This window comes from Umezawaea beigongshangensis, assembly GCF_016464305.1.
GTDB classification, from domain to species: domain Bacteria; phylum Actinomycetota; class Actinomycetes; order Mycobacteriales; family Pseudonocardiaceae; genus Umezawaea_A; species Umezawaea_A beigongshangensis.
Genome location: NZ_JAEIOJ010000022.1, coordinates 14,325 through 36,423, shown reverse-complemented (window position 1 = coordinate 36,423; position 22,099 = coordinate 14,325). Strand labels below are relative to the sequence as shown.

Annotated in this window: 36 protein-coding genes; 33 read left to right on the top strand and 3 right to left on the bottom strand. The window is 72.0% G+C overall.

The genetic code is table 11. The features are described from left to right. Positions 1 to 192: 192 nt before the first annotated feature. From IMZ35_RS29460 to IMZ35_RS29450, 3 genes are all read right to left on the bottom strand, one after another. On the bottom strand, positions 193 to 1,593 hold the full coding sequence (locus tag IMZ35_RS29460; RefSeq protein ID WP_199444489.1) for a tyrosine-type recombinase/integrase: 1,401 nt from the start codon (positions 1,591 to 1,593) through the stop codon (positions 193 to 195). A 169-nt stretch (positions 1,594 to 1,762) separates the two neighbouring features. Next, on the bottom strand, positions 1,763 to 2,101 hold the full coding sequence (locus IMZ35_RS29455; protein ID WP_199444488.1) for a hypothetical protein: 339 nt from the start codon (positions 2,099 to 2,101) through the stop codon (positions 1,763 to 1,765). Positions 2,102 to 2,243: 142 nt separating this feature from the next. Next, entirely contained in the window at positions 2,244 to 2,699 is a 456-nt protein-coding gene (locus tag IMZ35_RS29450) for a hypothetical protein (protein WP_199444487.1), read from the bottom strand. A 183-nt stretch (positions 2,700 to 2,882) separates the two neighbouring features. Between IMZ35_RS29450 and IMZ35_RS29445 the strand changes: the two genes are divergently transcribed. The 33 genes from IMZ35_RS29445 to IMZ35_RS29285 all read left to right on the top strand — a co-directional run bounded on the left by IMZ35_RS29445 (position 2,883) and on the right by IMZ35_RS29285 (position 22,093). After that, positions 2,883 to 3,119: a helix-turn-helix domain-containing protein gene (locus tag IMZ35_RS29445; protein WP_199444486.1), complete on the top strand. Its 237-nt coding sequence runs from the start codon at positions 2,883 to 2,885 to the stop codon at positions 3,117 to 3,119. Further along, positions 3,116 to 3,337 (top strand): DNA-binding protein, encoded by a 222-nt coding sequence (locus IMZ35_RS29440; protein ID WP_307869010.1) that lies wholly within the window; start codon positions 3,116 to 3,118, stop codon positions 3,335 to 3,337. The genes IMZ35_RS29445 and IMZ35_RS29440 overlap by 4 nt, the downstream gene beginning before the upstream one ends. A gap of 72 nt (positions 3,338 to 3,409) precedes the next feature. Then, on the top strand, positions 3,410 to 3,760 hold the full coding sequence (locus IMZ35_RS29435; RefSeq protein WP_199444485.1) for a hypothetical protein: 351 nt from the start codon (positions 3,410 to 3,412) through the stop codon (positions 3,758 to 3,760). Then, entirely contained in the window at positions 3,757 to 4,230 is a 474-nt protein-coding gene (locus tag IMZ35_RS29430; RefSeq protein ID WP_199444484.1) for a hypothetical protein, read from the top strand. Before IMZ35_RS29435 ends, IMZ35_RS29430 begins: the two co-directional genes overlap by 4 nt. Then, on the top strand, positions 4,227 to 4,547 hold the full coding sequence (locus IMZ35_RS29425) for a hypothetical protein (protein ID WP_199444483.1): 321 nt from the start codon (positions 4,227 to 4,229) through the stop codon (positions 4,545 to 4,547). Before IMZ35_RS29430 ends, IMZ35_RS29425 begins: the two co-directional genes overlap by 4 nt. After that, positions 4,547 to 4,834, top strand: coding sequence for a hypothetical protein (locus IMZ35_RS29420; RefSeq protein WP_199444482.1), 288 nt, complete (start codon positions 4,547 to 4,549; stop codon positions 4,832 to 4,834). The genes IMZ35_RS29425 and IMZ35_RS29420 overlap by 1 nt, the downstream gene beginning before the upstream one ends. Further along, positions 4,827 to 5,060, top strand: coding sequence for a hypothetical protein (locus IMZ35_RS29415; protein WP_199444481.1), 234 nt, complete (start codon positions 4,827 to 4,829; stop codon positions 5,058 to 5,060). Before IMZ35_RS29420 ends, IMZ35_RS29415 begins: the two co-directional genes overlap by 8 nt. Continuing rightward, complete coding sequence (locus IMZ35_RS29410; protein ID WP_199444480.1) at positions 5,057 to 5,314, top strand: hypothetical protein; 258 nt, start codon at positions 5,057 to 5,059, stop codon at positions 5,312 to 5,314. The genes IMZ35_RS29415 and IMZ35_RS29410 overlap by 4 nt, the downstream gene beginning before the upstream one ends. Continuing rightward, positions 5,301 to 5,531 (top strand): hypothetical protein, encoded by a 231-nt coding sequence (locus tag IMZ35_RS29405; protein WP_199444479.1) that lies wholly within the window; start codon positions 5,301 to 5,303, stop codon positions 5,529 to 5,531. The genes IMZ35_RS29410 and IMZ35_RS29405 overlap by 14 nt, the downstream gene beginning before the upstream one ends. Further along, positions 5,528 to 6,370 (top strand): DUF2637 domain-containing protein, encoded by an 843-nt coding sequence (locus IMZ35_RS29400; protein WP_199444478.1) that lies wholly within the window; start codon positions 5,528 to 5,530, stop codon positions 6,368 to 6,370. Before IMZ35_RS29405 ends, IMZ35_RS29400 begins: the two co-directional genes overlap by 4 nt. Then, complete coding sequence (locus IMZ35_RS29395) at positions 6,363 to 6,803, top strand: hypothetical protein (protein ID WP_199444477.1); 441 nt, start codon at positions 6,363 to 6,365, stop codon at positions 6,801 to 6,803. The genes IMZ35_RS29400 and IMZ35_RS29395 overlap by 8 nt, the downstream gene beginning before the upstream one ends. Positions 6,804 to 6,893: 90 nt before the next feature. Beyond that, complete coding sequence (locus IMZ35_RS29390) at positions 6,894 to 7,244, top strand: hypothetical protein (RefSeq protein ID WP_199444476.1); 351 nt, start codon at positions 6,894 to 6,896, stop codon at positions 7,242 to 7,244. After that, entirely contained in the window at positions 7,241 to 8,296 is a 1,056-nt protein-coding gene (locus IMZ35_RS29385; RefSeq protein ID WP_199444475.1) for an HNH endonuclease, read from the top strand. Before IMZ35_RS29390 ends, IMZ35_RS29385 begins: the two co-directional genes overlap by 4 nt. Continuing rightward, a complete protein-coding gene (locus IMZ35_RS29380; RefSeq protein ID WP_199444474.1) occupies positions 8,293 to 8,925 on the top strand; it encodes a hypothetical protein in 633 nt (210 codons plus the stop codon). The genes IMZ35_RS29385 and IMZ35_RS29380 overlap by 4 nt, the downstream gene beginning before the upstream one ends. Before the next feature lie 35 nt (positions 8,926 to 8,960). Further along, entirely contained in the window at positions 8,961 to 9,413 is a 453-nt protein-coding gene (locus IMZ35_RS29375) for a hypothetical protein (protein ID WP_199444473.1), read from the top strand. Next, positions 9,410 to 9,670, top strand: coding sequence for a hypothetical protein (locus IMZ35_RS29370; RefSeq protein ID WP_199444472.1), 261 nt, complete (start codon positions 9,410 to 9,412; stop codon positions 9,668 to 9,670). Before IMZ35_RS29375 ends, IMZ35_RS29370 begins: the two co-directional genes overlap by 4 nt. Further along, positions 9,667 to 10,404, top strand: a complete 738-nt coding sequence (locus tag IMZ35_RS29365; protein ID WP_199444471.1) for a hypothetical protein — start codon at positions 9,667 to 9,669, stop codon at positions 10,402 to 10,404. Before IMZ35_RS29370 ends, IMZ35_RS29365 begins: the two co-directional genes overlap by 4 nt. Next, entirely contained in the window at positions 10,401 to 11,054 is a 654-nt protein-coding gene (locus IMZ35_RS29360; protein WP_199444470.1) for a hypothetical protein, read from the top strand. Before IMZ35_RS29365 ends, IMZ35_RS29360 begins: the two co-directional genes overlap by 4 nt. A 146-nt stretch (positions 11,055 to 11,200) precedes the next feature. Then, on the top strand, positions 11,201 to 11,581 hold the full coding sequence (locus IMZ35_RS29355) for a hypothetical protein (RefSeq protein ID WP_199444469.1): 381 nt from the start codon (positions 11,201 to 11,203) through the stop codon (positions 11,579 to 11,581). Between the two features lie 137 nt (positions 11,582 to 11,718). Then, the gene (locus IMZ35_RS29350; RefSeq protein WP_199444468.1) at positions 11,719 to 11,964 is read left to right on the top strand and encodes a hypothetical protein; all 246 of its coding nucleotides are present in this window, start codon (positions 11,719 to 11,721) and stop codon (positions 11,962 to 11,964) included. A gap of 134 nt (positions 11,965 to 12,098) precedes the next feature. Then, on the top strand, positions 12,099 to 12,878 hold the full coding sequence (locus tag IMZ35_RS29345; RefSeq protein ID WP_199444467.1) for an AAA family ATPase: 780 nt from the start codon (positions 12,099 to 12,101) through the stop codon (positions 12,876 to 12,878). A gap of 168 nt (positions 12,879 to 13,046) precedes the next feature. Then, complete coding sequence (locus IMZ35_RS29340) at positions 13,047 to 13,628, top strand: hypothetical protein (RefSeq protein ID WP_199444466.1); 582 nt, start codon at positions 13,047 to 13,049, stop codon at positions 13,626 to 13,628. Further along, the gene (locus tag IMZ35_RS29335) at positions 13,570 to 15,102 is read left to right on the top strand and encodes a terminase large subunit domain-containing protein (protein WP_199444465.1); all 1,533 of its coding nucleotides are present in this window, start codon (positions 13,570 to 13,572) and stop codon (positions 15,100 to 15,102) included. The genes IMZ35_RS29340 and IMZ35_RS29335 overlap by 59 nt, the downstream gene beginning before the upstream one ends. 11 nt (positions 15,103 to 15,113) lie before the next feature. After that, positions 15,114 to 15,326, top strand: coding sequence for a hypothetical protein (locus IMZ35_RS29330; protein ID WP_199444464.1), 213 nt, complete (start codon positions 15,114 to 15,116; stop codon positions 15,324 to 15,326). Beyond that, complete coding sequence (locus IMZ35_RS29325) at positions 15,323 to 16,489, top strand: phage portal protein (protein ID WP_199444463.1); 1,167 nt, start codon at positions 15,323 to 15,325, stop codon at positions 16,487 to 16,489. The genes IMZ35_RS29330 and IMZ35_RS29325 overlap by 4 nt, the downstream gene beginning before the upstream one ends. After that, entirely contained in the window at positions 16,486 to 17,244 is a 759-nt protein-coding gene (locus IMZ35_RS29320; protein WP_199444462.1) for an HK97 family phage prohead protease, read from the top strand. The genes IMZ35_RS29325 and IMZ35_RS29320 overlap by 4 nt, the downstream gene beginning before the upstream one ends. Positions 17,245 to 17,383: 139 nt before the next feature. Then, entirely contained in the window at positions 17,384 to 18,784 is a 1,401-nt protein-coding gene (locus IMZ35_RS29315) for a phage major capsid protein (protein WP_199444461.1), read from the top strand. Positions 18,785 to 18,874: 90 nt separating this feature from the next. Further along, positions 18,875 to 19,339 carry a hypothetical protein gene (locus tag IMZ35_RS29310; RefSeq protein WP_199444460.1) on the top strand — a complete coding sequence of 155 codons (465 nt, stop codon included), beginning with the start codon at positions 18,875 to 18,877 and terminating at the stop codon, positions 19,337 to 19,339. A 4-nt stretch (positions 19,340 to 19,343) separates the two neighbouring features. Beyond that, positions 19,344 to 19,946, top strand: a complete 603-nt coding sequence (locus tag IMZ35_RS29305; RefSeq protein WP_199444459.1) for a head-tail connector protein — start codon at positions 19,344 to 19,346, stop codon at positions 19,944 to 19,946. 48 nt (positions 19,947 to 19,994) lie between these two features. Further along, the gene (locus IMZ35_RS29300; RefSeq protein WP_307869004.1) at positions 19,995 to 20,405 is read left to right on the top strand and encodes a hypothetical protein; all 411 of its coding nucleotides are present in this window, start codon (positions 19,995 to 19,997) and stop codon (positions 20,403 to 20,405) included. A 2-nt stretch (positions 20,406 to 20,407) separates the two neighbouring features. Continuing rightward, the gene (locus IMZ35_RS29295) at positions 20,408 to 21,139 is read left to right on the top strand and encodes a hypothetical protein (protein ID WP_199444458.1); all 732 of its coding nucleotides are present in this window, start codon (positions 20,408 to 20,410) and stop codon (positions 21,137 to 21,139) included. A gap of 8 nt (positions 21,140 to 21,147) precedes the next feature. Next, positions 21,148 to 21,558, top strand: coding sequence for a phage tail protein (locus tag IMZ35_RS29290; protein ID WP_199444457.1), 411 nt, complete (start codon positions 21,148 to 21,150; stop codon positions 21,556 to 21,558). A 46-nt stretch (positions 21,559 to 21,604) separates the two neighbouring features. Further along, on the top strand, positions 21,605 to 22,093 hold the full coding sequence (locus tag IMZ35_RS29285) for a hypothetical protein (RefSeq protein ID WP_199444456.1): 489 nt from the start codon (positions 21,605 to 21,607) through the stop codon (positions 22,091 to 22,093). Positions 22,094 to 22,099 lie beyond the last annotated feature (6 nt).

Sequence of the window (22,099 nt, the reverse complement as noted above, 5' to 3'; positions counted from 1 at the left end):
GTGGTGGGCCGCCGGGGGATCGAACCCCGAACCCGCGGATTAAAAGACAGTTCCTTTCCGTGTTGGTGTGTGCTAAGCCTGCTTGCTCAGTCCGGAATTTTCGCAGGTCACACGGGGTCCTGCCGGACCTGCGTGTTGCTCGGTGCTGAATCGTCCACAGGCGTCCGTGCACACACCGCGCGCACATCGCGCTCACCCGCCTCGCGCCCGCCGGGGCACCGTACGGGCGGTCGCCTCGGCCGCATCCCTTGCCACAGAAGGGAAAACGCTCGTGTAGGTGTCACGGGTGAGCGTGCTCGACGAGTGTCCGAGCGTCTCCTGCACGACCGTGATGTCGACGCCGGCCGCGAGCATCAGCGACGCCGCCGTGTGCCGCAGGTCGTGCATCCGCACCGGAGGTAGGTCGGTCTCCCCCTGCTGCCGCTCGTGCCGGTCGGTCACCCAGTCGGGCACGAGTTGGCTGCCGTCCTCCCGCGTGAAGATCCTGCCGCTGCCCTGCCACGCCGGCCCCCACGCCATCTGGTCGGCCCGCTGCTGCGTGCGGTGCCGACGCAGTACCGTCACCGTCTCCTCGTCCAGGGCGATGACGCGATGCCCCGCGCGGCTCTTCGGCTCGCTGGCGGCGATCACGCTGCCGAGCTGCACGAGCTGCTCGCTGATGGTGAGCGTGCCGGCCGCCGCATCGAAATCGGTCCACCTGATGCCGCAAGCCTCACCGCGGCGCAGGCCACGGAAAACCGCCACGTGCCACAGCGCGTAGAGGCGATCACCGGCCACGTGGTCGAGGTAGGCGCCGGCCTGCTCTGGCGTCCAGACCATCACGGGCGATGGCCTGTCGCCGGTCTCCCGCCACTGCGCAACCCGGTCCGGGGTCCACACCAGCGCCGTCGGCCGTGTCTCAGATTCGAGTTCGACCCACTTGGCGGGGTTGAACGCGATCCCGGTGTTCTGCTCACGGATCGCGTCGTTGAGCGCCTTGCGGAGCGTCGCGCGGATGCGGTGCTGAGTGGTCGCCCCGGTGATGCGGCGGAACGGTGGTAGGGCCGCTAGCTCGGCGCGGATGGCTGCCCGCTCAGCTCGCCCGCGGGTCGCCTTGAGGCGGGCGGCTGCGTCCCGTCTCAAGGCGTTGCTCTCCAGGATTTCCGCGTTCTGCTCGGCGATCCGCTCGAACATCTCACTGACCGCAGCCGTACTCAGCCGGTCCAGGCGGATGGCGCCGAGCGCTGGCGTGATGTGGACGCGCACATGACTTTCGTAGCTGCGCATCGTGCTCGGGCGGGGCTTGCGCCTGCCACTCAGCCAGGTGTCGAGGTACTCCGCGACCGTGATCCGCGAGTCCGACTGCTGGCCGGTGTGCAGCCGCCGTATCTGGCGCGCAACCTCGTCGTGCTCCGGGATCGGCGTCTTGTTCCTGGAGGTCTGCTCCAGCAGGTCGCCGACGAGCCGGAGCGCGTGGCTGTCGTCGGTGGCTGGGATGGCGAGCAGGGCGCGGACGCGGTCGAGGTCCTCGACGGCGTCACCGTTGCTGTCGTAGCCGGACCGGCTGAACGACCGACGGCTGCCGTCCGCGCGGGGCGGCAGCTCCTGGCGCACGGCGTGGTATCCGTGGCGACGGGAGCGCAGCTGCGGGCACTGCTGGCCGAGCTGGCGGCCCGTCTGCGGGTCTCTGCACCCGCACCGTCGGTAGACGCGGCCTCGCATGATTCCTCCGTAACCCCTAGGCGCGTTGGATTACCCGACGCGGATGCCTAGGAGGAGCGCGTTAGTTGCGCTCGACCGACGTCAGGTGTGGGTGTGATCGAGATGGGCGCTTTGTCGCGGCATCTGCGGTAGATGCGGTGTGCGCCGCATCGGAAAGATCGTTGATTCGTTTTTCGAGGCGACGCAGGTGAGAGTTCGTGATATCGCGGTTGCCGATCATCAGATCAGCGAGATCGTCACGGACGGTCGCAAGAAAATATCCCACCCACGCTACGCTTGCGGCATTCCGTACGAGGTGCCCGAAGTGCAACTCGAATAGAGCGTTTTCCACGCCTGACCTGGCAGCTAGTAAGTCCAGCAGTGCGGCCAGCGTCAGCAGCGAGGCCACGAACAGCGTCACGAATCGAAATCTCGACAAGTCGTCCCCCGTAGATCGTCTCCCATGTTCATGGGAGGGTGCACGACGCCTATCTACGGGGGCAACCCTGTTGTTACCTGTCCGAACATTTGAGCGAGCAACTACACTCGAATGGAGTGCACTGTCACCTCTCGTTCACACGCTCCGTGTGACTCTGTCCGGCTACATCCACCATCTGCGCACCCAGGGTGCGCAGTGCTGCGGCAAACACCGCTGGACTGAACGCAGCGCGTACCGACTCCAGAATCCGCACGGCCGCGTCGACCTCGTCGGCCTCCACGTTCACCGCCGGATCGACATCCTCTCCGGGTAGCGCCTCATCCGGCTGCGCGAGGACGGGGTTACCTCCCCTCAGGATGCGGTCGACACTGCCGGCCTCCCATCCGAGCGCGCGTTCCAGACGAGCCAGGATCAGCGGTTGGTAGCGGGTACGGCCACTGCTCTCGATGTAGCGCAGCGTCACCGTGGAGGGGCCGCCGGCCGCGTACACCGCCTCCTGCGTGAGATCCAGGCGCGTGCGCCGATCGACGACCGCGCGCGCCAGTCGGTCCCAGTCGAGACCGGCTCCCTGTCTGCTCATGGCGACAGCATCCCACGACAGGTAACGACAGGTACCACCATCAGTACGCACGTCACACGCTCGGATGCACCCCGTAACCCGTATGCACTGCTCAACTTCGACAGATAGCGATAGCTTTCCGCATTACTGATTGACTCCTGTCGGTACCTGTCGTTAGATGTCGGTATGCACCAACTCCCCCCGATGGTCAGTCTCCGCAGCCTGCGGGAGGCGCACGGCCTGACCTCCCCCCAGCTCGCCGAGCGGATCGCCGAGCGCGGCGTGCAGGTCCACCCCGACGCCCTGCTCAACGTGGAGCTGGGACACAAGCGCGCGTCCAGGCGCCTCCTGACCGCATGGGCGCTCGCGCTCGGCATCAGGCCGGTCGACATCCAGCAACAGGCGGAGCTGGCTGAGCGCCTGACGAGGGCCGACACGTGACCACCACAACCGGCATGACCGAGGCCGAGGTGCGCGCACTGCCGGTGTCGATCCCGCTGCCCGTCGCCAACCGAGTGCTCGGCCTCGGCCGCAGCAAGGGCTACACCCTCGCGCGCAGCGGGCAGTACCCCGTGCGCGTCCTGCGCGTCGGCACCGGCTACCGCGTCGTCACGGCCGAGCTGCGCACCCTGCTGGGCATCACCGACACCGACGCCTGACCGCCACAGTCCCGCACAACGAACGGGCCGCCCGCGGCAACGGACGGCCCTGACCACGGAGGACTCATCTCCATGACCACCACCATCCAACCAGAGGACTCGCCGTGGTTCCGCGCCACGACCCCGGCCGCACCGCCCGCAGAGCGGGCAGGACGGCACCGCCTGGCCGAGCCCGCCGAGGCGGTCCCGGTCACGCCGACCCGCTGGACGGCGGCCGACCGGCTCCGCCACGGCTACCTGAGCGCGGAGATCCGCGAGGCGATCGCCGCGGTGCACACCGTCTACCGTGCCCTGCCGGAGCGGACGTCCCTGCCGACCGCGCTGCTGGCGACGCTGGAGCAGCTGGACGACCAGCTGCGGGCCGCCGAGCTGGCCGCCGTCGAGGACTCCGAGCACGCCTCGATCTCCGGGCGGCTGGCGTGAACGCCCCGGAGCCGACCGACGAGCAGGCCGCACAGCTCGCCCTGGCCTACCTGCGCGTGGTGCGCCTGTACGCGAAGGGCAACACGGCCGAGGGCCTGGCCGCGCTCGACGACCTGATCGGCATGTCCGAGGACGACGAGGCGACGTTCGCTCGTGTGTTCGATCTCGCCGCTCTCACGCTGACCATCGCCGCGAGCGGGTTCAGCGAACTGCGCGACGTTCCGCCGAACGGTCAGTCGTGGGCGGGCGGCGCGTTCGGCCAGGGCGAGGACCAGGACCGGGCCGCCGTGCTGCAGGGGACCGCGGCGGCCCTGGCTGGCGACGTCGACGCCGCCCTGGACGTCATCACCGCGCGGTACAGCGCGGGCGGGTTCGACGCGCTGGTCGACGTCCTGCGCAGTGGACTGCTCCTGCTCGTCGACCTGTGGCGGCGCGGCGCGTTCGACGCTGCCACCGGTGGTGACCGGTGAGCCGCCCGCTGCGGCGCTCCGCCGCCGTCCGCGCGGTCCTGGACGCCCGCGCCGAGCTGGCCCTGGTGCTCGGCGGCACGGCCCCGGCGGTGGGTGTGCCCCGCACCGAGGCCGTGGCCCGGCACGAGCGCGTGATCGCCGCGTGGCAGGCCCTGGCCGTGGCCTACGACCGCGCCGCGCTGACCTACGACGAGCACTCCCCGGCGCGGTGGGCGATGCAGGACGCCACCCGCGCGATCGCCGAGGTCGTGCGCGGTCTGGAGCTGGAGGCCGCGCTGCTGGCGCTGCCGCTGTGCGTCGAGGCGGGTGAGCGGTGATGGCCGCGCCCACCGGTGCCCTGGCCGCGCTCGCCGACACGCTGGACGCCGCGCACATCGCGCTCGGCCAGGCCGTCGCCGTCGTGCCGCCCCCGGCCGCCGACGTGGCCGCCGCGCACCGGGCGATCGGCGACGCCTACGACGCGGCGTCGACCCACGCCTTCCACGCCGGTGACCGGATCACCGGGCGCGCGCTGGCTGCTGCGGCCGAGCACCACCATGACCGCGCCTACATCTGGGAGGGCCACGCCGAGCGTGCCCAGCGGTCCGGGAGCGGTCGTGGGTAGGCGCGCGGCGCTGCTGATGGTCGACCTCGCCACCGCGGTGGCCGAGCTGCTCGCGCCGCTGGTGTGGTCGCTCATCGCCATGAGCGTCGTCGCGTTCGCCGGTCGGGCCGCCCTGGTACGGGGCGGCCCGACCCCGGCCGGGCTGGTTGTCGGATCGCTGTCGACGGTCGTGGTCCTGCTGATCCTGCTGTGGGCCGACCGCCGTCACGGGTGGTGGCGGTCGTGACCGAGGTCCTGCACCGGCTGTCGCCCTGGGTGGTGGCCGTGCTGGTCGGTCTGGTGGTGCTGGCGGTGCTGGTGCTGGCGGTGCTCGGCCTGCTGGCCGAGCGCGCCAGCCAGCCCGGCCCAGAGGCCGAGTGGCTGGCCGGGCTGCCCGCCGTCCGCGACGAACACGCCCGCGATGTCGCCCGCGCCCGCCAGCTCGCCCGCCAGCTCGACGCCCCGACCACCACCGAGGAGGTACCTGGTGACCACCAGTAGCCCGCCGACCGACACCGAGATCGACGACGCCGTGCACGAGCTGGTCGACTCGGTCTCGATCACCGTGGCGCGGCAGTACGGGACCGACGTGCTGCTGGCGATGGAGGCCGTGCGCGCGACGCTGGCCGAGCTGGCGACCATGCACGGCCTCGGCCTGGACCGCCAGGCAGTGCGGACGCTGCACCGGCTGGCCGACCGGATCGAGGCCGGGCTGTGAGCCGCCGCCCCGGCCGCGAGCGCCTCGGCCTGCTGGTGCGCCTGTTCGCCGCCGTTCCGATCGGCGGGTCGCTGGTGCTGTCGTTCAGCGGACTCGCCGGGCTGGCTCGGCTGTCCAGGATCGACGGCTGGCTGGCGTACCTGTGGCCGCTGTCGCTGGATGCCACCGGCGTGGTGGCGACCGCGGTCTGGCTCGACGCGCGAATGCCACACGAGGTGCGCCGTGCGGCGCGCTGGCTGGCGCTGACCGCCATCGTCCTATCGGTGGCGGGCAACAGCCTCTACCACTGGCTGATCGACGGCGGGCACCGCCCGCACGTGGCCGTCCAGATGGGCGTCGGCAGCGTCCCGCCCCTGACCCTGTTCGCGCTGCTGCACGTGCTGCAGCTGGCGGCCCGCGCCGTCCGCCCGCCCGCCAAGACGCGCGCGGCCGAGCCCGCCAGCCCACGCCCGCCAGCAGGCAACCCGTGGGCCGGGCGGGTGATCGTGGTGACCAGTCCGGCGGGCGACCCGCACACCGTGCTCGCCACCCCGGCCAGCCCGCCCGCACCCCGGCTCGACCTGAGCGATCGGCTGCGGGTGGTCATCCCCGCCAGCCAACCAGCCCGCGCCATTCCCGCCAGCCAGCGCCAGCCAGCGCCCGGCGACTGGCAGCGCCACCTAGACGCCGCCCGCCAGGTGATCGCCGAGCACCCGAGCATCGGCCGCCCCGCCCTGGCGGCCCGGCTGTCCGAGCTGGCCGGGCACGACGTGCCCACCAGCCAGGCCCGCCAGATCCTCGCGCACCTGCGCAACCAAACCAGCCAGCTCGCCATCGACCACGAGGAGTCCCATGCCTGACCGTTCGCGCCGCCCGGTCTACGACGTCGAGGCCGGGCTGCTGGAGCTGGCCCGGCAACGGGCGCAGGGCGACGACTGCGTGCGCATCGGCGACAACCTCGCCGCCGACATCGCGCCCCACTTCGCGCCACACCTGCGCGACACCGCCGGCATGGCGATCGTGGCCGCGATCGCCTCGCTCAACGGCGCCGCCCAGACGTACCGGCTCACCATGACCAGCGCGCTGCACGTCGGCGCGTTCGCCGGGCAGCGCCTGGCACACGACGCCCGCGCGGCCGAGTTGTCCACTGCGGCAACCGCCGCCGCGCTGGCCATCACCACCGACCTGATCCGCGACCAGCTGCGCGGCCTCGGCGTGCCCGTCACCGACGAGCAGGCCGCGAACGTCGCGGCCGGCCTCGCCGTCGCCGGGGTGCTCCGCGCCGCTGGCTGACCCGCTTCCGCCCTGGCGGTCGGTGCCCCGAGTTCCTCTGGGGCACCGACCGCCGACCCGCATCCACACCACGCACAACCCGGAGCCACCATGCACACCGCCGCCTGGCTCACGCGCACCGCGCAGCGCCTCGTGCGCGACGTCGTCCGCGACGGCCGCGCCGCGCTCGTCGCCGACCTGACCGCCCTCGCCCGCCACGACCCGCGCGCCGTCGCCGAGCTGGCCACCACGCTCGCCCAGCCGCGCACCGACGTCGACGTTCTCGACCGCCTCATCGGCGACACCGAGCCCGACGCCGAGCAGCTGCTGCACCTGGTGGCCCGCGAGGCACACCGCCGCGCCCACCACGGCGACCGCACCCCGTGGGTCCGGTGGGGCGAGCGCGTGTACCAGCGCGCCAAGACCCGCCGCCTCCGCGCCGCCCGTGCAGGTGCGGCGTGAGCTACTTCCTGACCGGCGACGAGTTTGCCGACGATCCCGCGTGGGAGGTCCTCGCCGAGGGCAAGGCCGCGCTCATCGACGCCCTGCAAGCGTCCTACCAACGGCTGTGTGCCAAGAGCGCCCACCAGCGCCACGACGGCTATCTCACCGAGCAGACCGCCCAGCGCTGGGCGTCCAGCCGCCGCGTGCTCACCCTGCTGACGATGAGCGTGCTCGGTCACGCCCCGAAGCTCCACAAGCGCGGCGACGAGTGCGAGTGCCTCGGCGACAGCTGGATTGATGGGTTCACCTACCGCATCCACCGCTTCTTGAAGCGGAACGCCAGCCGCAAGGAGCAGGACCGCCGCACCCGGCAGAAGGCCGAACTGCGCGACACCGCCCTGCGCCACCGCGTCTGGCTGCGTGACGGCGGCTGCTGCCGGTACTGCGGCAGTGGCGTGCTGAACAAGAAGTCCGGCAGGGCCAAGGACCGGCGCAAGGTGCTGCACTTCGACCACGTCGACCCGGACCTGGACGCCGGTGGCGACGAGTCCAACCTGGTCACCTGCTGCGCCCGCTGCAACGAGTTCAAGGGCAAGCGCACCCCGGCCGAGGCCGACATGGCGCTGCTGCCCGTGCCCACCGCCGCGCAGATCGCCGAGTGGGCCGACCGCCCGCCGGTGACCCGCGACCTGCCGCTGATGACCGCCGCGGACCACCTCGCGATCAGCGATCAGATCAACGCCGGATCAGCCACCGATCAACAACACGACGTTGATCGCGGCGTTGAACGGCGCACTGATCCCGGATCACCACCAGGCGCTGCTCCCGACGACGACACCAGGGCACAGCCATCACCGCAGCACACCGCTGAACAGGCGGATCAGCGCCCGTCACAGCCCGCGAAGGGTCCGGGTCGGGTCGGGGACCGGCTACCGCCCAGGTCGCCCCGCACCGGAGCCCTGGGCCAGCCCGTCAGGGCCGCCAGCGAACCGGACATCTACCACGGCCGATCCCGCCCACCAGCTCCGCAGACCAGCCCGCCCGCGCCACCGGAGGTGAGACCTACATGACCGCACGCCGCACACCCAGCCCCAACGCCAAGTCGTTCGAGTGGTGGCAGGCCCGCGAGCACGCCCTGACCGTCGCCTGCCTGCTGCTCCCGTGCGGCTGCAACGCCTGGCGGTGCGCCCGTCCCGAGGAGCACCGGCCGGACCCGTCCGCACGGCCGCGCGGGTGCCGCGCCGAGGTCGAGCAGCCGTGCGTCGACAGCGAGGGCCGCGAGCTGACCGGGCCACCCGCGCACGCGCACCGGCTGCTCGCCGCCGACGCCGCGAACCCGGACGCCGCGCCGACCGGTCCGGCCGTGCCCGTCGACGAGCCCCCGGCCCGCCGCGCTCACCTCGTCTCGGCCGACCGGCTGCGCCGCGACCTCACCGCCCACCGCGAGCCGTGCTCGCACTGCCACCGGCCGATCGTGTGGGCGCTCAACCCCGCGGGCGACCGGGTGCCCGTCGACGCCGATCCGTCGGAGGGCCAGGACGCCGCGCTGGTGACCCTGCACGTCGACGACCGCGGCGTGCGCTGCGTGCTGCTCACCCCCGGCCAGGTCACCGGCGCCCGCGCAGCTGGCCAGCGCCTGCACGTGCCGCACCGCGAGTCCTGCCGGTACGGCCATCTCTGGTCCCGCCACCGCCACTGACCCCGACCGCACGCACCATCCGAGGAGCACCACTCATGAGCGAGATCCCCTGCCTGCGACCGGGCTGCTGCGGCAGCGCCTGGTCCTGGCTCGGCCCCTACTGCGGGCGCGACTGCACCATGCTCGTCGAGCGCGCCCCGGCCCGACTGCGGCGTGTCCCGGTCGACCTCGCCGCGCTGGGCCACCCCGCCCCGGCCGCCGTGATCGAGCGCCTGGCCGACCTCGGCGACGTCACCGTGCAGCCTGGTCGGCTGACCGTGACCGTGCAGGTCGACACCGAGCCGCTGCGGGCCGCGCTCGCGCGCGCCGTCGCGCCGATGTGGCAGGCGCTCGTCGACGGGCTCGGCCCGGCCCTCGCCGTTCTCGGCGCGGCGCTCTCCCGGCTCGTCGACGAGCAGCGCGACACCCACCGCCCCCGGCCGCTGCCCATCGACGGGCACGCCTACCGCAACCGCACCCGCCGCCGTACGAGGAGGACCCACCGGTGAAGAGCATCCGCATCCACACCACCCCAGAGCACCCCACCGGCCTGGTGGTCGACGAGCACGGCGTGCCCGTGCCCGGCATCTACAGCGCCACGGTCCGCCTCGCGGTCGGGCAGCGGCCCACCGCGCAGCTGCACCTCAACGTCGGCACCTCCGACGTCGTGGTCGACGGCGAGGACGTCCGCTGGTACGGCCTGGACCAGGTGCCCGTCGAGGCCCTGCGCGCCGAGCTGGCCCGCCGCGAGCAGGTGACCGGGTGACGACCGGTCTGGACCCGCTCGACTTCACGCTGACGTGCATCACGCCGGCGTGTGCTCGTCGACGCCACGGTGCGCGCCTGGCCCTCAGCGGTAGCCGGGTGTGCGGCTGGTGCCGCGAGGAGCTGCGCAACGCGCTGACCGAGGTCCCCGACCTCTGGGACGACCTCGACGACCCCGAGCTGCTGTTCGGCCGCAAGGGCGAGCCGATCCGGCGTCCACCAGGTATCGCGGCCGGTGCGCCGCTGGACCTCACGTACCTGGCGCTGCGCGATCCGCGGTCAGTGTGGGTCGAGCCCGGCGACCTGATCCACCCGCTCGACGCGCTCGGCGGCTACCGCGTCCTGCTGCTCGACGCGCTCGCCGGCCGCGCCAGCCCGCCCGTCGTCGACGGCCGCCGCGTGTTCTACCGCCGCGGCGGTGGCGGGTCGGTGGCCGTGGTGTGCCGCGCCATCGCCGCGCACGACGACCTCGCGCTGCGTCAGCAGTGGGCGGGCTGGCTGTGCTGGGCGGTGCGCCTGGTGCGCGACGAGCTGCGCTCGCTCACCGGTGCCGAGCGCACCTGGCCGGTCGGGCACTGCCCCGAGGTCTACGAGGTCGGCGACGCGGACCTGCTGTGCGACTACCCGCTGTGGTACCCGATGGTCGGGGATCTGGAGTGCGGCGGCTGCGGGGCGGTGTGGCCGCGCCGCAAGTGGCTGGCCCTGGCCGAGCAGATGGAGGTCAGGAGCAGGTGATCAAGCCCCGGAAACGTCTCGTCGACGACGAGGCCCTGGCGGTGCACTTCGGAGTGCCGCGCGGGACGATCCGGTACTGGGCCAGCAAGTACAGCTGGACGCGCTACCGGCACGGTGGTCGCGTGTTGCGAGACCTGGGCGAGGCGCAGGCGACCTATGACGAGCTGCGCCCCGATGACAGAGAGGACGACCTGGTGGTGGATTCCGAGCGCTCGGCGTGGGCGGTCGTGCGCCGCAACCCCGCGACCGTGCCCGACGAGGTGCTGGCGGTCGTGCAGGAGCAGCAGCAGGCCGTCGCGATGGCCGCCGAGCTGGGCACCGGGCACGACGCGCAGCAGGTCCCGGTCTGCTCGTCGGGGCAACGCTGGACCGTGGTGCACACCTGGCGCTGTCAGGCCGTGCTGCGCGCCGGGTTCACTCCCGAGGTCGGGCAGCCGGTGCGACTGGAGGGGGCGTCGGTGCTCGTGCTGGACGGGCGGCCGGTGCCGGTCGTGGAGTCGGTGCGGGTCGATCAGGAGGCTGCCGGCCTGGCGTCGTCGGTGCTCGGCGCGAGGGTCGTGCACCTCTACGGCTACGCCGCCAGCGCCCAACGGGCGCAGGAGCTGGTGCGTGCGGGGGTGGAGGAGCTGGAGCGCCGGGGCGAGCCGTAACCAAGCCGTGATGCTGCATCCCATGAATCCACTTGCGATAGTGGGATGCAGCATCCTATTATTGAGGAGTCCCGAACGGGACGGCCCCGAACCGGGGTGCTGCACCACCCCGAACCGGGGCTAACTCCATAGAGGAAGGAACTCCGATGAGTGACCTGTTCCGCGATGACCGCTGGTACGGGGTGCGCTACCGCGAGTCGATCGACGACACTCTCCACGTCGTCGCCGGTCGAATCCTGCGGGACCTCACCGCCGACCGCGCAGAGGGGCAACTGCCCCTCAACGCCGCGATCATCGTTGCAGTCGTCGGCAACACGATCACGGTGACGGTGTTCCTCACCCCGACTCAGGCGGACATTCCGGCCCCGACGTCGGACATGGTGAGGACCCGCATCAAGGTGGTCGCCAGCCGTTACGACTGGCGGGGCAAGGACAACGACCACGACCGCCGGTTCCGGCTGGAGGTCAACGTCAAGTCCGTCCGGACCAGCCTGCACGGGCTGATCTCCGGTGGCCTGATCGGATAACCCGGTGATACCGGGGCGGCACCCACCAGGTGCCGCCCCGGCATCCGGCCTTCCTCACGGAGAAGCCCCGGCCGCGATCTGCACTCGCGGGCCGGGGCCGAGGAACGAACTCCAAGACCAGAATCCCGGAGCACGCCATGCCGCGCAAGCCGTCACCTCGACCCGAGACCGAATTGACCACCGTGCGCGAGTACGCCGAGGAACTCGCCCAGCTCGAACGGGCCGTCGCCCAGGCGCGCTCCCGCCGCAACCGCGCGATGGTCATGGCCAAGGCCGCTGGTGCCACTGGTGACCACCTCGCCGAGGCCGCCGGCATTGCCCGGCGCAACGTCACCGAGATCCTGCGCGCCGCTGGCGACCCCAACGATCCGCACCTCGGATGACCCCGCTTGCTCGCTGACCTGCGGCCAACGTACAGTCACCGACTGTTGGTGACGTGTGCCCAGCAACCACCTAGCCCGATGCCCCGGCTCCGCCCCTCGGAGCCGGGGCATCGCGCTGTCGGGGGGTGGTCGCCGTGGCGCGGTCCGTGCTGCTGATCGCGGGTCCGCCGTGCAGCGGCAAATCCACGCTGGCGCACGAGTTGGCGCGGCCGGGCGACCTGGTCATAGACCGGGACCTGATCGCCCGGCAGCTCGGCAGTAGCCGGACGCACATGCACACCCCGTACATCACCCGGCTCGCCGAGCAGCGGACGCGCGCCCATCTGGCCGCGCTCGCGGCCGACCATCGTGAGATCACCGCCTACGTCGTGCGCTGCGCCCCGCGCGCCCGGCAGCGCGAGGCCCTGGCCGCCCGCCTCGGCGCGACCGTGCGCCTGGTCGACCCCGGCATCGACGAGTGCCAGCGCCGAGCCCGTGCCGCTCGCCGTCCACCGGGGACGTTCCAGGCCATCCGCCAGTGGTACGCCCGCGCTGAGAGCGCCCAGGACGAGCGCGCTCTGTCGGTCCGGCGTCCGTGCATGGACTGCGGCGGACCGGCCACCAGCGTGCGCTGTGGGCGGTGCTGCGAGCGGCTGCGCGCCGGTCGCCCCTGGCGCACGATGCAGGCCCGCGTGTGCGCCGAGGAAACGCACTGCTGGATCTGCGGGCAGTGGGTCGACCAGGACCTGCACACCGGGCACCCGCGCTCGCGCACCGTCGACCACGTGCACGCGCTGCGCGACGGCGGCGCGGTGCTGGACCGGGACAACGTCCGCCTGGCGCACCGCTCGTGCAACACCGGCCGCAGCAACCGCAGCCGGGCCGGCCGGGCGCAGCGCCGCACACCCTTGATCGTCGATCCCCGAACCGTCTGACCAGTGCCGACCGGGCTCCGGCAGGGCTGTGACCTGCGGAAACACCCATCCCAAGCGCAAGGCTCTGACCTGCGGAAACGCACTCCGGGTCTTTTTGGACAGTGCGGCAGGCCCACCCCGCGCCCAACCTCCCCCGTCTCTCCCCCCGGTCTGAAAATTGGGGGCGAGATGGCCGACCCGGCAGCGCTGCGCACGCGCAGATATCGCCTGCACAGGAGGGGTGATCACTCGATTTGCGTGGTCGGCCGCTGCTCGGTTGTGACGCCGCCCGTCACACGTGACACCGCGTCTGACCAGCGGGAACAGACCGGCGGTCTGGAAGCTCCGGGGCGTGCGCTGTGGTCCGAGGTGACCGGCGCGATGCCCCTGACCGCGTTGCAGCGGGTGCTGCTGCTGGAGGCGTGCCGGATCGTCGATCGGCTCGACAAGCTCGACGCGCAGCTGCGCGGCGATGACCGCGGCTGGCTGGAGATCGAGCTGCCCGACGACGACCGCGACCGCGAGGTCGTGGTGATCGTCGACCGGGCGCTGGTGGAGGCCCGGCAGCAGGCCGTCGCGCTCAAGCAGCTCGTCGGCGAGATCCGTCAGGCCGACAAGCCGGCGGCGCGACCCACGACCACGCGGTCGGCCGCAGCCTCCGAGTCGGCCGGCGCTTCGGCCGAGCCCGCTGGCGAGGAGGAGGGCGAGAGCCTTGCCGACCTCATCCAGCTCGCCAACCACGCTGCCCGTCGCGACTCACCCGCGGGTTGAGGTAGCGCCCAGCTACGCCTACTCGCTGGGCAGCATCGGCATCAAGTTGATGAAGCGCGCGGGCAAGCCGCTTGACTTCTGGCAGCAGCAGTCGCTGACGCTGATGATGGCGCGTCAGCAGGACGGGCTGTGGGCGTGCGTCGAGTACGCCGAGCTGGTCTCCCGCCAGAACGGCAAGGGCGGCATCCTCGAAGCGCGGGCGCTGGCCGGGCTGCTGGTGCTCGGTGAAGAACTGATCATGTGGTCGGCGCACGAGGTCAAGACCGCGTTGGAGGCGCACCGCCGGGTCAAGGCGCTGCTGCTCGCGCTGGGCACGCAGATTTCCGACACGCTCGTCGACGTCGACGGCGTGCTGATCAAGATCGTGAGCGCCAACGGTGCCGAGGCGTTCGAGCGGATGGACACCGGCGCCCGGATCAAGTTCATCGCCCGCTCGAAGGGCAGCGGCCGGGGGTTCTCCGGCGACGTGAACATCATCGACGAGGCGTTCGCGTTCACCCCCGAGCAGCAGGACGCGCTGATGCCCACGCTGCTGGCCAGGCCGAACCCGCAGTTCATCTACATGTCGTCGCCGCCGCTGGACGCAAACAGCGGCGAGGTGCTGTTCTCCCTGCAAGAGCGCGCCGAGGAGGGCGGCGACGACGCATTCGCCTACCGCGACTGGGGCATCGAGGGCGATCTGGACCAGCTCGACCAGATCGACCTCAACGACCACCGGTTGTGGGCGCAGGCCAACCCGGCGCTGACGCAGGGCCGTCTGACCATCGGCAAGATCACCCGACTGCGCAAGGCGCTGCGGTCCTCCGGTGGCCGTGGTTTCGCTCGCGAGTGCCTCGGCCTGTGGCCGCGCCGCCGGGAGAGCCGCGGCGCGATCAACGTTGCGCAGTGGAACCAGCTCGCCGACCCGGACTCGCGTCGGGTCGGCGACGTCGCCCTGGCCGTGGACATCGCCCCAAACCGGGACTGGGCGGCAATCGCCCTGTACGGGGTCCGCGAGGACGGCATCGGGCACGTGCAGGTGCTGGACTACCGGGCGGGTACTGACTGGCTCGTCGCCCGCTTGGTCGAGCTGCGCGAGGTACTCGACCCGGTCGCGATCGCGATGGGACGTGGCACCGGTGCCAGCTTGGAGACCGACCTGACCGAGGCCGGCATCACCGTTCCGGACGACCCGGAGAAGCCACGCCGCGGTCAGCTGCTGATCGCGACGTTCCTGGACATGTCCGCGGCGTGCGGGCAGCTGCTCGACGCGGTCAAGCAGAGCGCGGTGCACCACCTCGGGCAGGACCCGCTCGACGACGCAGTCGCCGTCGCGAAGGTGCGCGAGACCACCGACGCGATCGCGTGGGCGCGCAAGGGTGCCGAGGCCGACATCAGCCCCCTGGTCGCCGCGACCCTGGCGCGCTACGCCCTGCGGGTCCGCGCGCCGCTGCTGGTCGCCGACGACTACGACGTGCTGGATTCGATCGTGTGAGGGGAGGGCGCATGTCCCGCGAGACCGTGACCACGCTGATCGACCTGGCCGCCCTGGTGCTGCTGGCGTTCGGCGCGGGCGCCGCGGTGTTCCCGCTCGTCGGGTGGGCCGCGACTGCCGTGGCCGGCGTGGTGCTGTTCGGCGGTGCGAGGGTCATCGACTGGATCGGCACGCCGGCGTTGGCGCCGGTGTGGTGGCGGCGGCTGCGAGGTGATCGCACGTGAGCCTGTTCTCTCGTCGCTCCGCGGCCACTGGTGACGCTGCCGTGCCGCCTGAGCGGGCCGGTGGCCGCGCGGGAGCGCCGTCGGTGACCGGCACCGGAGCGTTCCGGCACAGTGCCGTGTGGGCCGCGCTGCGGGTGCGCGCCGACCTGATCTCCACCATGCCCGTGGACGTCTACCGCTACGTGGGCGGTGTGCAGGTCGAGGTCGCCAAGCCGCCGGTGCTGCTGGACCCCGGCGGGGCCGAGGTGCCGATGCACGAGTGGCTGTACTCCTCGCAGGTCGACCTCGACCGCGCGGGCAACAGCTTCGGCATCATCACCGCCGTCGACGGCATGGGACTGCCCGCGCGCGTCGAGCTGCAGGACCTCGCCAGCTGCACCGTCGTGGTGCGCAGCGGCAAGCTCGCCGGGTACCGCATCAGCGGGAAGTGGTACGAGCCCGGCGAGGTGTGGCACGAGCGGCAGTACACCCTCGCGGGCCTGCACGTGGGGCTCTCACCGGTGGCCTACGCCGCGTGGTCGATTCAGCAGTCGCTGTCCGCGCAGCAGTTCGCGCTGGAGTGGTTCGCCGGTGGCGCGATCCCCGCCGGCGACTTGAAGAACACCGCGAAGACGGTCAACCCGCGCGAGGCCGAGGTGATCAAGCAGCGGTTTAAGGCGAGCGTCGGCAACGGGGACCTGTTCGTGCACGGCATGGACTGGGAGTACAAGCCGATCCAGGCCACCGCCAGCGATGCGAATTTCATCGCCGCGCAGAACCTGTCCAACGGTGACGTGGGCCGGTTCTTCGGCGTGCCGGGCGACATCATCGACGCCGCGGTGTCCAGCGGCTCGATCACCTACGCCTCGATCAGCCAGCGAAACCTGCAGCTGCTCATCATCAACATCGGTCCGGCGGTCACCCGCCGCGAGCTGGCGCTGAGCCGCTGGCTGCCTCGGCCGCGGTTCGTGAAGCTCAACCGCAACGTGGTCCTGGCGATGGACCCCGAGACCCGCGCGAAGGTGCTCGGCCAGCAGGTGCGCGACCGCTTGGTCGCCCCGTCCGAGGCTCGCGCGCTGGACAACCGCCAGCCGTTCACCGCCGAGCAGCTGGCCGAGTTCGACCGTCTGTTCGGCGTGCCCCGCGCCCAGCCCACCACCGCACCGTCAGGAGTGACCCCATGACCGACGAGCTGACCCTGCGGTCGGCGGCGCAGGCCCGCAGCGCGCAGGTCGCAGCCCGCGCCGACCGGCCCTCCCGCCGGCGCTGCGCGGAGGCCGAGACCTCACCGGCGCGGGTCTCCGCGCACGTGCGCGGCCTGCACGTGCGCGACACCAGCGGGGGCGGCCTGGAGTTCGACGGGTTCGCCACCGTCTACGAGCGCGGCTACGAGATGTACGACTTCTTCGGCCCATACACCGAGGTCGTCAGTGTCGGGGCCGCCTCCGACACCCTCGCGCGCGCCGACCTCGACGTGCCCCTGGTGCTGCAGCACGAGGATCTGCGGCGCATCGCGCGCACGACCAACGGGTCGCTGATCCTGGAGGAGAGCGACGACGGTCTGCGCGTGCACGCCCCCGAGCTGGACCCCGCCGACCACGATGTCGCCTACATCGCGCCCAAGCTGCGGTCCGGGCTGATCGACGAGATGTCGTTCAAGTTCCGGATCACCTCGGGGCACTGGTCGCCGGACTACACCGAGTACCGCATCGACGCCTTCGACATCCACCGCGGCGACGTGGCGATCGTCGGCTACGGCGCGAACCCGCACACCAGCGGTTCGGGACTGCGCGCCGACGTTGACGAGTTCGTCCGCGGTCTCGACGAGCGCCAGGCGCAGCGCGCCGCCGCCGCCCTGGCCGCTCGCGGCCTGCTCGCCGCCCCCACGACTCCGCGTGTCCTGATCACCGACGAGGACACCCGGCACCGCGTCGTCTGACGCACACCTCGCCCTGCTGCTTCGCGTAGGAACCCCGCACCGCGCCGCGCGCCTGGTCCGGGGTCACCGCCTGCTGCCCGCAGGTCATCACCCGCATCACCGATCCCCGCCCAGCGCGGGAGAGAGGAGCGACGTCCCCGTGACGATCGCCCAGCTCATCGCGCAGCTCCGGGGCCAGATGGCCACCAAGCTGCAGGCTCGCAACACCCACGCCGATACGCTCGCCTCACTGCGGTCCGCCGCGACCGTCGACGAGGCCGCCGTCAAGGTCGAGCGCGACGCCAAGGACGCGCTCGACGCCGAGATCGACGCGCTGCAGGCGCGCGTCGCCGACCTGGAGGCCGAGCAAGCGCGCGACGACGCTGCGGACCGCTTGGCCCGTCAGGTCGCCCCCGGTGCCGATCGCCCGGCCTACGACCAGGTGGCCCGCGTCGGCGCCGAGGAGCGCACCTACCGGCCCGACACCGACAAGCGGGGCACGGCGTTCGCGCGCGACGTGGCCTCGGCCGCGCTCGGCGACTACGCCGCGCAGGGCCGCCTGGCGCGGCACATGCAGGAGGAGCACGTGGAGCGCGGCGCGGCGGTCGCCCTCGCGCAGGAGCGCGCGGTGGGTACCGGCGCGTTCACCGGTCTGGTGATCCCGCAGTACCTGACGGAGCTGTTCGCCCCGGCCGCGACCACCGGCAGGCCGTTCGCCGATGCGTGCAGGCACCACGACCTGCCCGAGACGGGCATGGTCGTCAACATCGGCAAGATCACGCAGGGCACCGCGGTCGACAACCAGGCCGCGGAGAACACCGCGGTCGCCGAGAGCGACATCGACGACACGCTGCTGTCGATCCCGGTGCAGACCGCTGCCGGTCAGCAGACGGTGTCGCGGCAGGGCGTCGATCGTGGCGTCGCGGTCGAGGACACCATTCTGGAGGACCTCTACCGGCGCTACGCGGTCAACCTGGACAGCAAGCTCATCAACCAGGCGGGCACCGGTCTGACCAACGTGGCCACGCCCACGACCTACACCGACGCCACCCCGACCGTCGAAGAGCTGTACCCCAAGACGATCGAGGGCCTGTCCAAGGTCGAGGCGTCGCTGCTGGACATGGCCTCGGGGGACAACCTCGCAGTCATGCACTCCCGGCGGTGGTACTGGCTGCAGCAGGGCCTGTCGACCAAGTTCCCGCTGATCTCCCAGCCGGGCATCGTCGCGCAGACCCTCGGCGCGAACTACGCCGAGCGCTACGGCAACGGCATCCGCGGCATCCTGCCCAACGGCACTCCGGTGGTCGTCGACAACAACATCGCGATCAACCTGGGCGCCGGGACCAACGAGGATGAGATCTACCTGGTGGACCGGCAGGAGTGCCACCTGTGGGAGGACCCCAACGCGCCGATGCTGATCCGCGCGGATCAGACCAAGGCGGCCACCCTCGGCCTGCTGCTGGTCGTCTACGGCTACTTCGCCTACACCCACGCCCGCTACCCGCAGGCGCAGAAGGTGTCCGGTACCGGCCTGATCACGCCGGCGTTCACCGGCGTCTGATCGACCGTCCCGAGCTGGAGGGGCGCCGCCGGCGGACGGCGCCCCTCCTCCACACCCACCGATCCGCCCAGACCTGACGGGAGCAGCGTCATGGCACCACGCAAGCCGACCCCGCCCGCGACCACCGAGGCCGCAGCGCCCAACACCCCCACCACGTCGCCCGGTGACGGCCCGGCCGCGCTGGAGAGCACGACCAACGCCCCCGCCGCGCCTCCCGGTGACGGCCCGGCCGCGTCGGAGAGCGTGCCCGCCGGGAGCGCTGGCGTTCCGGCGCAGACCGTCGACCCGAACACCGTCTCAGCGACCGGCCCGGCCTCGCAGCTGGCACCGCCCGAGGTGCACCCCGCCTACCCGGCCCCGGCCGGGGCGGTGCCGGTGGCCCGCACCGGCGATCCGATGATCGCCGCGCTGCTGCGCGAGCGCGCCGGGTACGTCGGGCGCGGCATGGACAAGCGCGTCGCGGACGTCGACGAGCAGCTGCGCGCTCGCGGCTACACCCCGTCCGAGCACGACCAGGCGCCGCGTGGCGGCGACCTCGGCCAGCAGACACGGTGAGCTGATGCCCGCCGCCCTGTACGCCACGCTCGCCCAGCTCAAGGACCAGCTCAACATCGACCCCGACAACACCGAGGACGACGAGCTGCTGCAGGTGGCGCTGGCCAGTGCGTCCGGGGGCATCGACGACGAGACCGGCCGCACCTTCGGGGTCGACGCCGAGCCGGTCGCGCGCACCCTGCGCGCGGCCGGCCGCACCCTGTGGGACGCCTCCGGGATGCACGCGCTGCTCGTTCCCGACATCAGCTCGGCCGCCGACCTGCTCGTCGAGTCCGGCTCGTCGACGGGCACCTGGTCGCCGATCACCGGTGTGCAGTTCGGCCCCGACGACGCCCTGGTCGACGGCTGGCCGATCACCGAGCTGCTGCACCCGACGATGTGGCCGGCGGGTCGCACGCAGCTGCGGGTCACCGCCCGGTGGGGCTGGCCCGCAGTACCCGCGAAGATCACCAGCGCGTGCCTGATCTGGGCCGCCCGGCTCTACAAGCGCAAGGACAGCCCCGAGGGCGTCACGGCCTCGGCCGAGTGGGGACCGGTCCGCGTCAGCAAGGCCGACCCCGACGTCAAGGCGATGATCGGGCGTTTCGAGCTGCCCGGTTTCGCCTGACACACAACGACATTCCCGACCTGCCACCAGAGAGGAGGCGGGTTTGCTGTGGACGTCACCGCGGTGTTCCAGGGCCTCGCCGAGGCCGTGGACACCATCCCCGGCCTGAACTGCCACCCGTTCCTGCCCGACTCGATCTCACCGCCGACGTTCGCGCCGGTCGACCTGGAGATCGCCTACAACACCACCTTCGGCAACCGGGTCGAGTTCAACCCGGTGCGCTGCCGCCTGCTGCTGTCGCGCGCCGACGACAAGAGCGGTCAGCGCAAGCTGCAGCAGTACCTCGCCGCGAGCGGCCCCAAGTCGGTCAAGGCCGCCATCGAGGCCGACCGCACTCTAGGCGGCACGTGCGATTCGCTGCACGTGATGACCGTGACCGGCTACGGCTGGTACGAGCACGCTGGCACCCAGTACCTCGGTGCCCAGTGGGACGTCCGCGTGATCGGTAAGGGGGACTGACCGTGGCACTGATCCTGATCGACGTCCGGCTGTTCAGCGGTGGCGCGGACCTGACCGGGCAGTCCAACAAGGCCGAGGTCGTCGCCGAGGTCGAGGAGAAGGAGCGCACCTCCTTCGGCTCCCGTGGCTGGAAGGAGGTGCTCGGTGGCCTGGCTGCCACGGAGATCAGCGCAGAGGGCCAGTGGCAGGCCGGTGACCCCGGCATGGTCGACGACGAGACGTGGGCGGCGCTGGGCGGCCTGGGTGCGTGGACGGCGTGCCCGGACGGAGCGGCGGTCGGGTCGCTGGCGTGGCTGACGCGGGTGATGCGTGGCAGCTACAAGCTCGGCGGCGCGGTCGGCGACGTCGCGCCCTGGACCGTCGGCGCGAGGGGCTCTTGGCCGCTGGTGCGCGGCGTGCTCGCCCACCCGCCGGGCACGGCCCGCACCGCGACCGGCACCGGCACCGCGCAGCAGCTGGGCGCGGTCGCGGCCGGGCGGCACCTCTACGCCGCGCTGCACGTGCTCTCGGTCGCGGGAACCGACACGCCGAGCATCACCGTGGAGATCGAGTCCGACGACTCCGACGCCTTCACCACGGCGATCGGCCGCGCGACGTTCACCGCGGCGACCGCGCGCGGCGGCCAGGTGCTGCGCGTGCCCGGCCCGATCACCGACACGTGGTGGCGGCCCAAGTGGACCGTCACCGGCACCACCCCCTCGTTCCTGTTCGCACTCGCCCTCGGCATCAAGTGAGGTAGCTCATGCCCGCAATGGTCCTGCTCGCCAGTCACATCACGATCGACGGCAACGACCTGTCCGATCACTGCTCCAAGATCGAGGTCACCGCCGAGGTCGACGAGAAGGACGTCACCACGTTCGCCAGCCTCGGGTGGAAGGAGGTGCAGGGCGGCATCAAGTCCGGCAGCCTCGGGGCGACGTTCCAGCAGGACACCGCCGCCGGTGAGATCGACGCGCTGATGTGGCCGCTGCTCGGCGAGGTCGTGCCGTTCTCCGTGCGCCTGGACAACGCCGCAGCCTCCGCCACGAACCCCGCCTACGGCGGCAACCTGCTGGTCAAGAAGTGGTCCCCGATCGCCGGGTCGGTGGGCGACGTCGCGACCGTCGACGTCGAGTTCCCGACGTCCGGCGCGATCGTCCGCACCACGGCCTGACCCCGCCCGTCGCCGGTGCTCGACCTCGGACAGGAGGTGAGCGCCGGTGGTGGTGCACATCTCCGCCGAGGAGCGCAAGCTGCGCGACCTCGCCCGCGCGCTGCGGTCCGAGGAGGACGGCAAGGCGATGCGGCGCGACATGGTGCGCGAGATGCGCGCCGTGCTCAACCCCACCCGCAACGCAGCCCGCGCCGCGATCCGCGCGATGCCCTCCAACGGGCACGCCGGCCTGAAACTGCGCAGCGTCGTGGCCTCCAAGGTCATGGTGCAGATCAAGCCGTCCGGCCGGTTCGCCGGCGCGGCGCTGCGCGCGAAGAAGACCCCGAGCGTGCGGAAGTTCCGCAACGCCCCCAAGCGACTCAACGCCCGCAAGGGCTTCACCCACCCGGCGATCAACAACCCGTCTGCGCGGATTCACCAGATGGGTCGGCCGGGCTGGTTCGACGACACCACCAGGCGCGACCGTGCCAAGCACAAGCGCGCGATGGCCGGCGTTCTGCGCGCCGCCGAGCAGCGCATCACGAGCAAGTCCTGACCCGAG

Bases quoted from the DNA above. Each gene is read 5' to 3' on its own strand.
- IMZ35_RS29450 (WP_199444487.1), bottom strand. From the start codon at position 2,699: ATGAGCAGACAGGGAGCCGGTCTCGACTGGGACCGACTGGCGCGCGCG.
- IMZ35_RS29445 (WP_199444486.1), top strand. From the start codon at position 2,883: ATGGTCAGTCTCCGCAGCCTGCGGGAGGCGCACGGCCTGACCTCCCCC.
- IMZ35_RS29435 (WP_199444485.1), top strand. From the start codon at position 3,410: ATGACCACCACCATCCAACCAGAGGACTCGCCGTGGTTCCGCGCCACG.
- IMZ35_RS29420 (WP_199444482.1), top strand. From the start codon at position 4,547: ATGGCCGCGCCCACCGGTGCCCTGGCCGCGCTCGCCGACACGCTGGAC.
- IMZ35_RS29395 (WP_199444477.1), top strand. From the start codon at position 6,363: ATGCCTGACCGTTCGCGCCGCCCGGTCTACGACGTCGAGGCCGGGCTG.
- IMZ35_RS29390 (WP_199444476.1), top strand. From the start codon at position 6,894: ATGCACACCGCCGCCTGGCTCACGCGCACCGCGCAGCGCCTCGTGCGC.
- IMZ35_RS29380 (WP_199444474.1), top strand. From the start codon at position 8,293: ATGACCGCACGCCGCACACCCAGCCCCAACGCCAAGTCGTTCGAGTGG.
- IMZ35_RS29375 (WP_199444473.1), top strand. From the start codon at position 8,961: ATGAGCGAGATCCCCTGCCTGCGACCGGGCTGCTGCGGCAGCGCCTGG.
- IMZ35_RS29355 (WP_199444469.1), top strand. From the start codon at position 11,201: ATGAGTGACCTGTTCCGCGATGACCGCTGGTACGGGGTGCGCTACCGC.
- IMZ35_RS29350 (WP_199444468.1), top strand. From the start codon at position 11,719: ATGCCGCGCAAGCCGTCACCTCGACCCGAGACCGAATTGACCACCGTG.
- IMZ35_RS29340 (WP_199444466.1), top strand. From the start codon at position 13,047: ATGGCCGACCCGGCAGCGCTGCGCACGCGCAGATATCGCCTGCACAGG.
- IMZ35_RS29330 (WP_199444464.1), top strand. From the start codon at position 15,114: ATGTCCCGCGAGACCGTGACCACGCTGATCGACCTGGCCGCCCTGGTG.
- IMZ35_RS29320 (WP_199444462.1), top strand. From the start codon at position 16,486: ATGACCGACGAGCTGACCCTGCGGTCGGCGGCGCAGGCCCGCAGCGCG.
- IMZ35_RS29310 (WP_199444460.1), top strand. From the start codon at position 18,875: ATGGCACCACGCAAGCCGACCCCGCCCGCGACCACCGAGGCCGCAGCG.
- IMZ35_RS29305 (WP_199444459.1), top strand. From the start codon at position 19,344: ATGCCCGCCGCCCTGTACGCCACGCTCGCCCAGCTCAAGGACCAGCTC.
- IMZ35_RS29290 (WP_199444457.1), top strand. From the start codon at position 21,148: ATGCCCGCAATGGTCCTGCTCGCCAGTCACATCACGATCGACGGCAAC.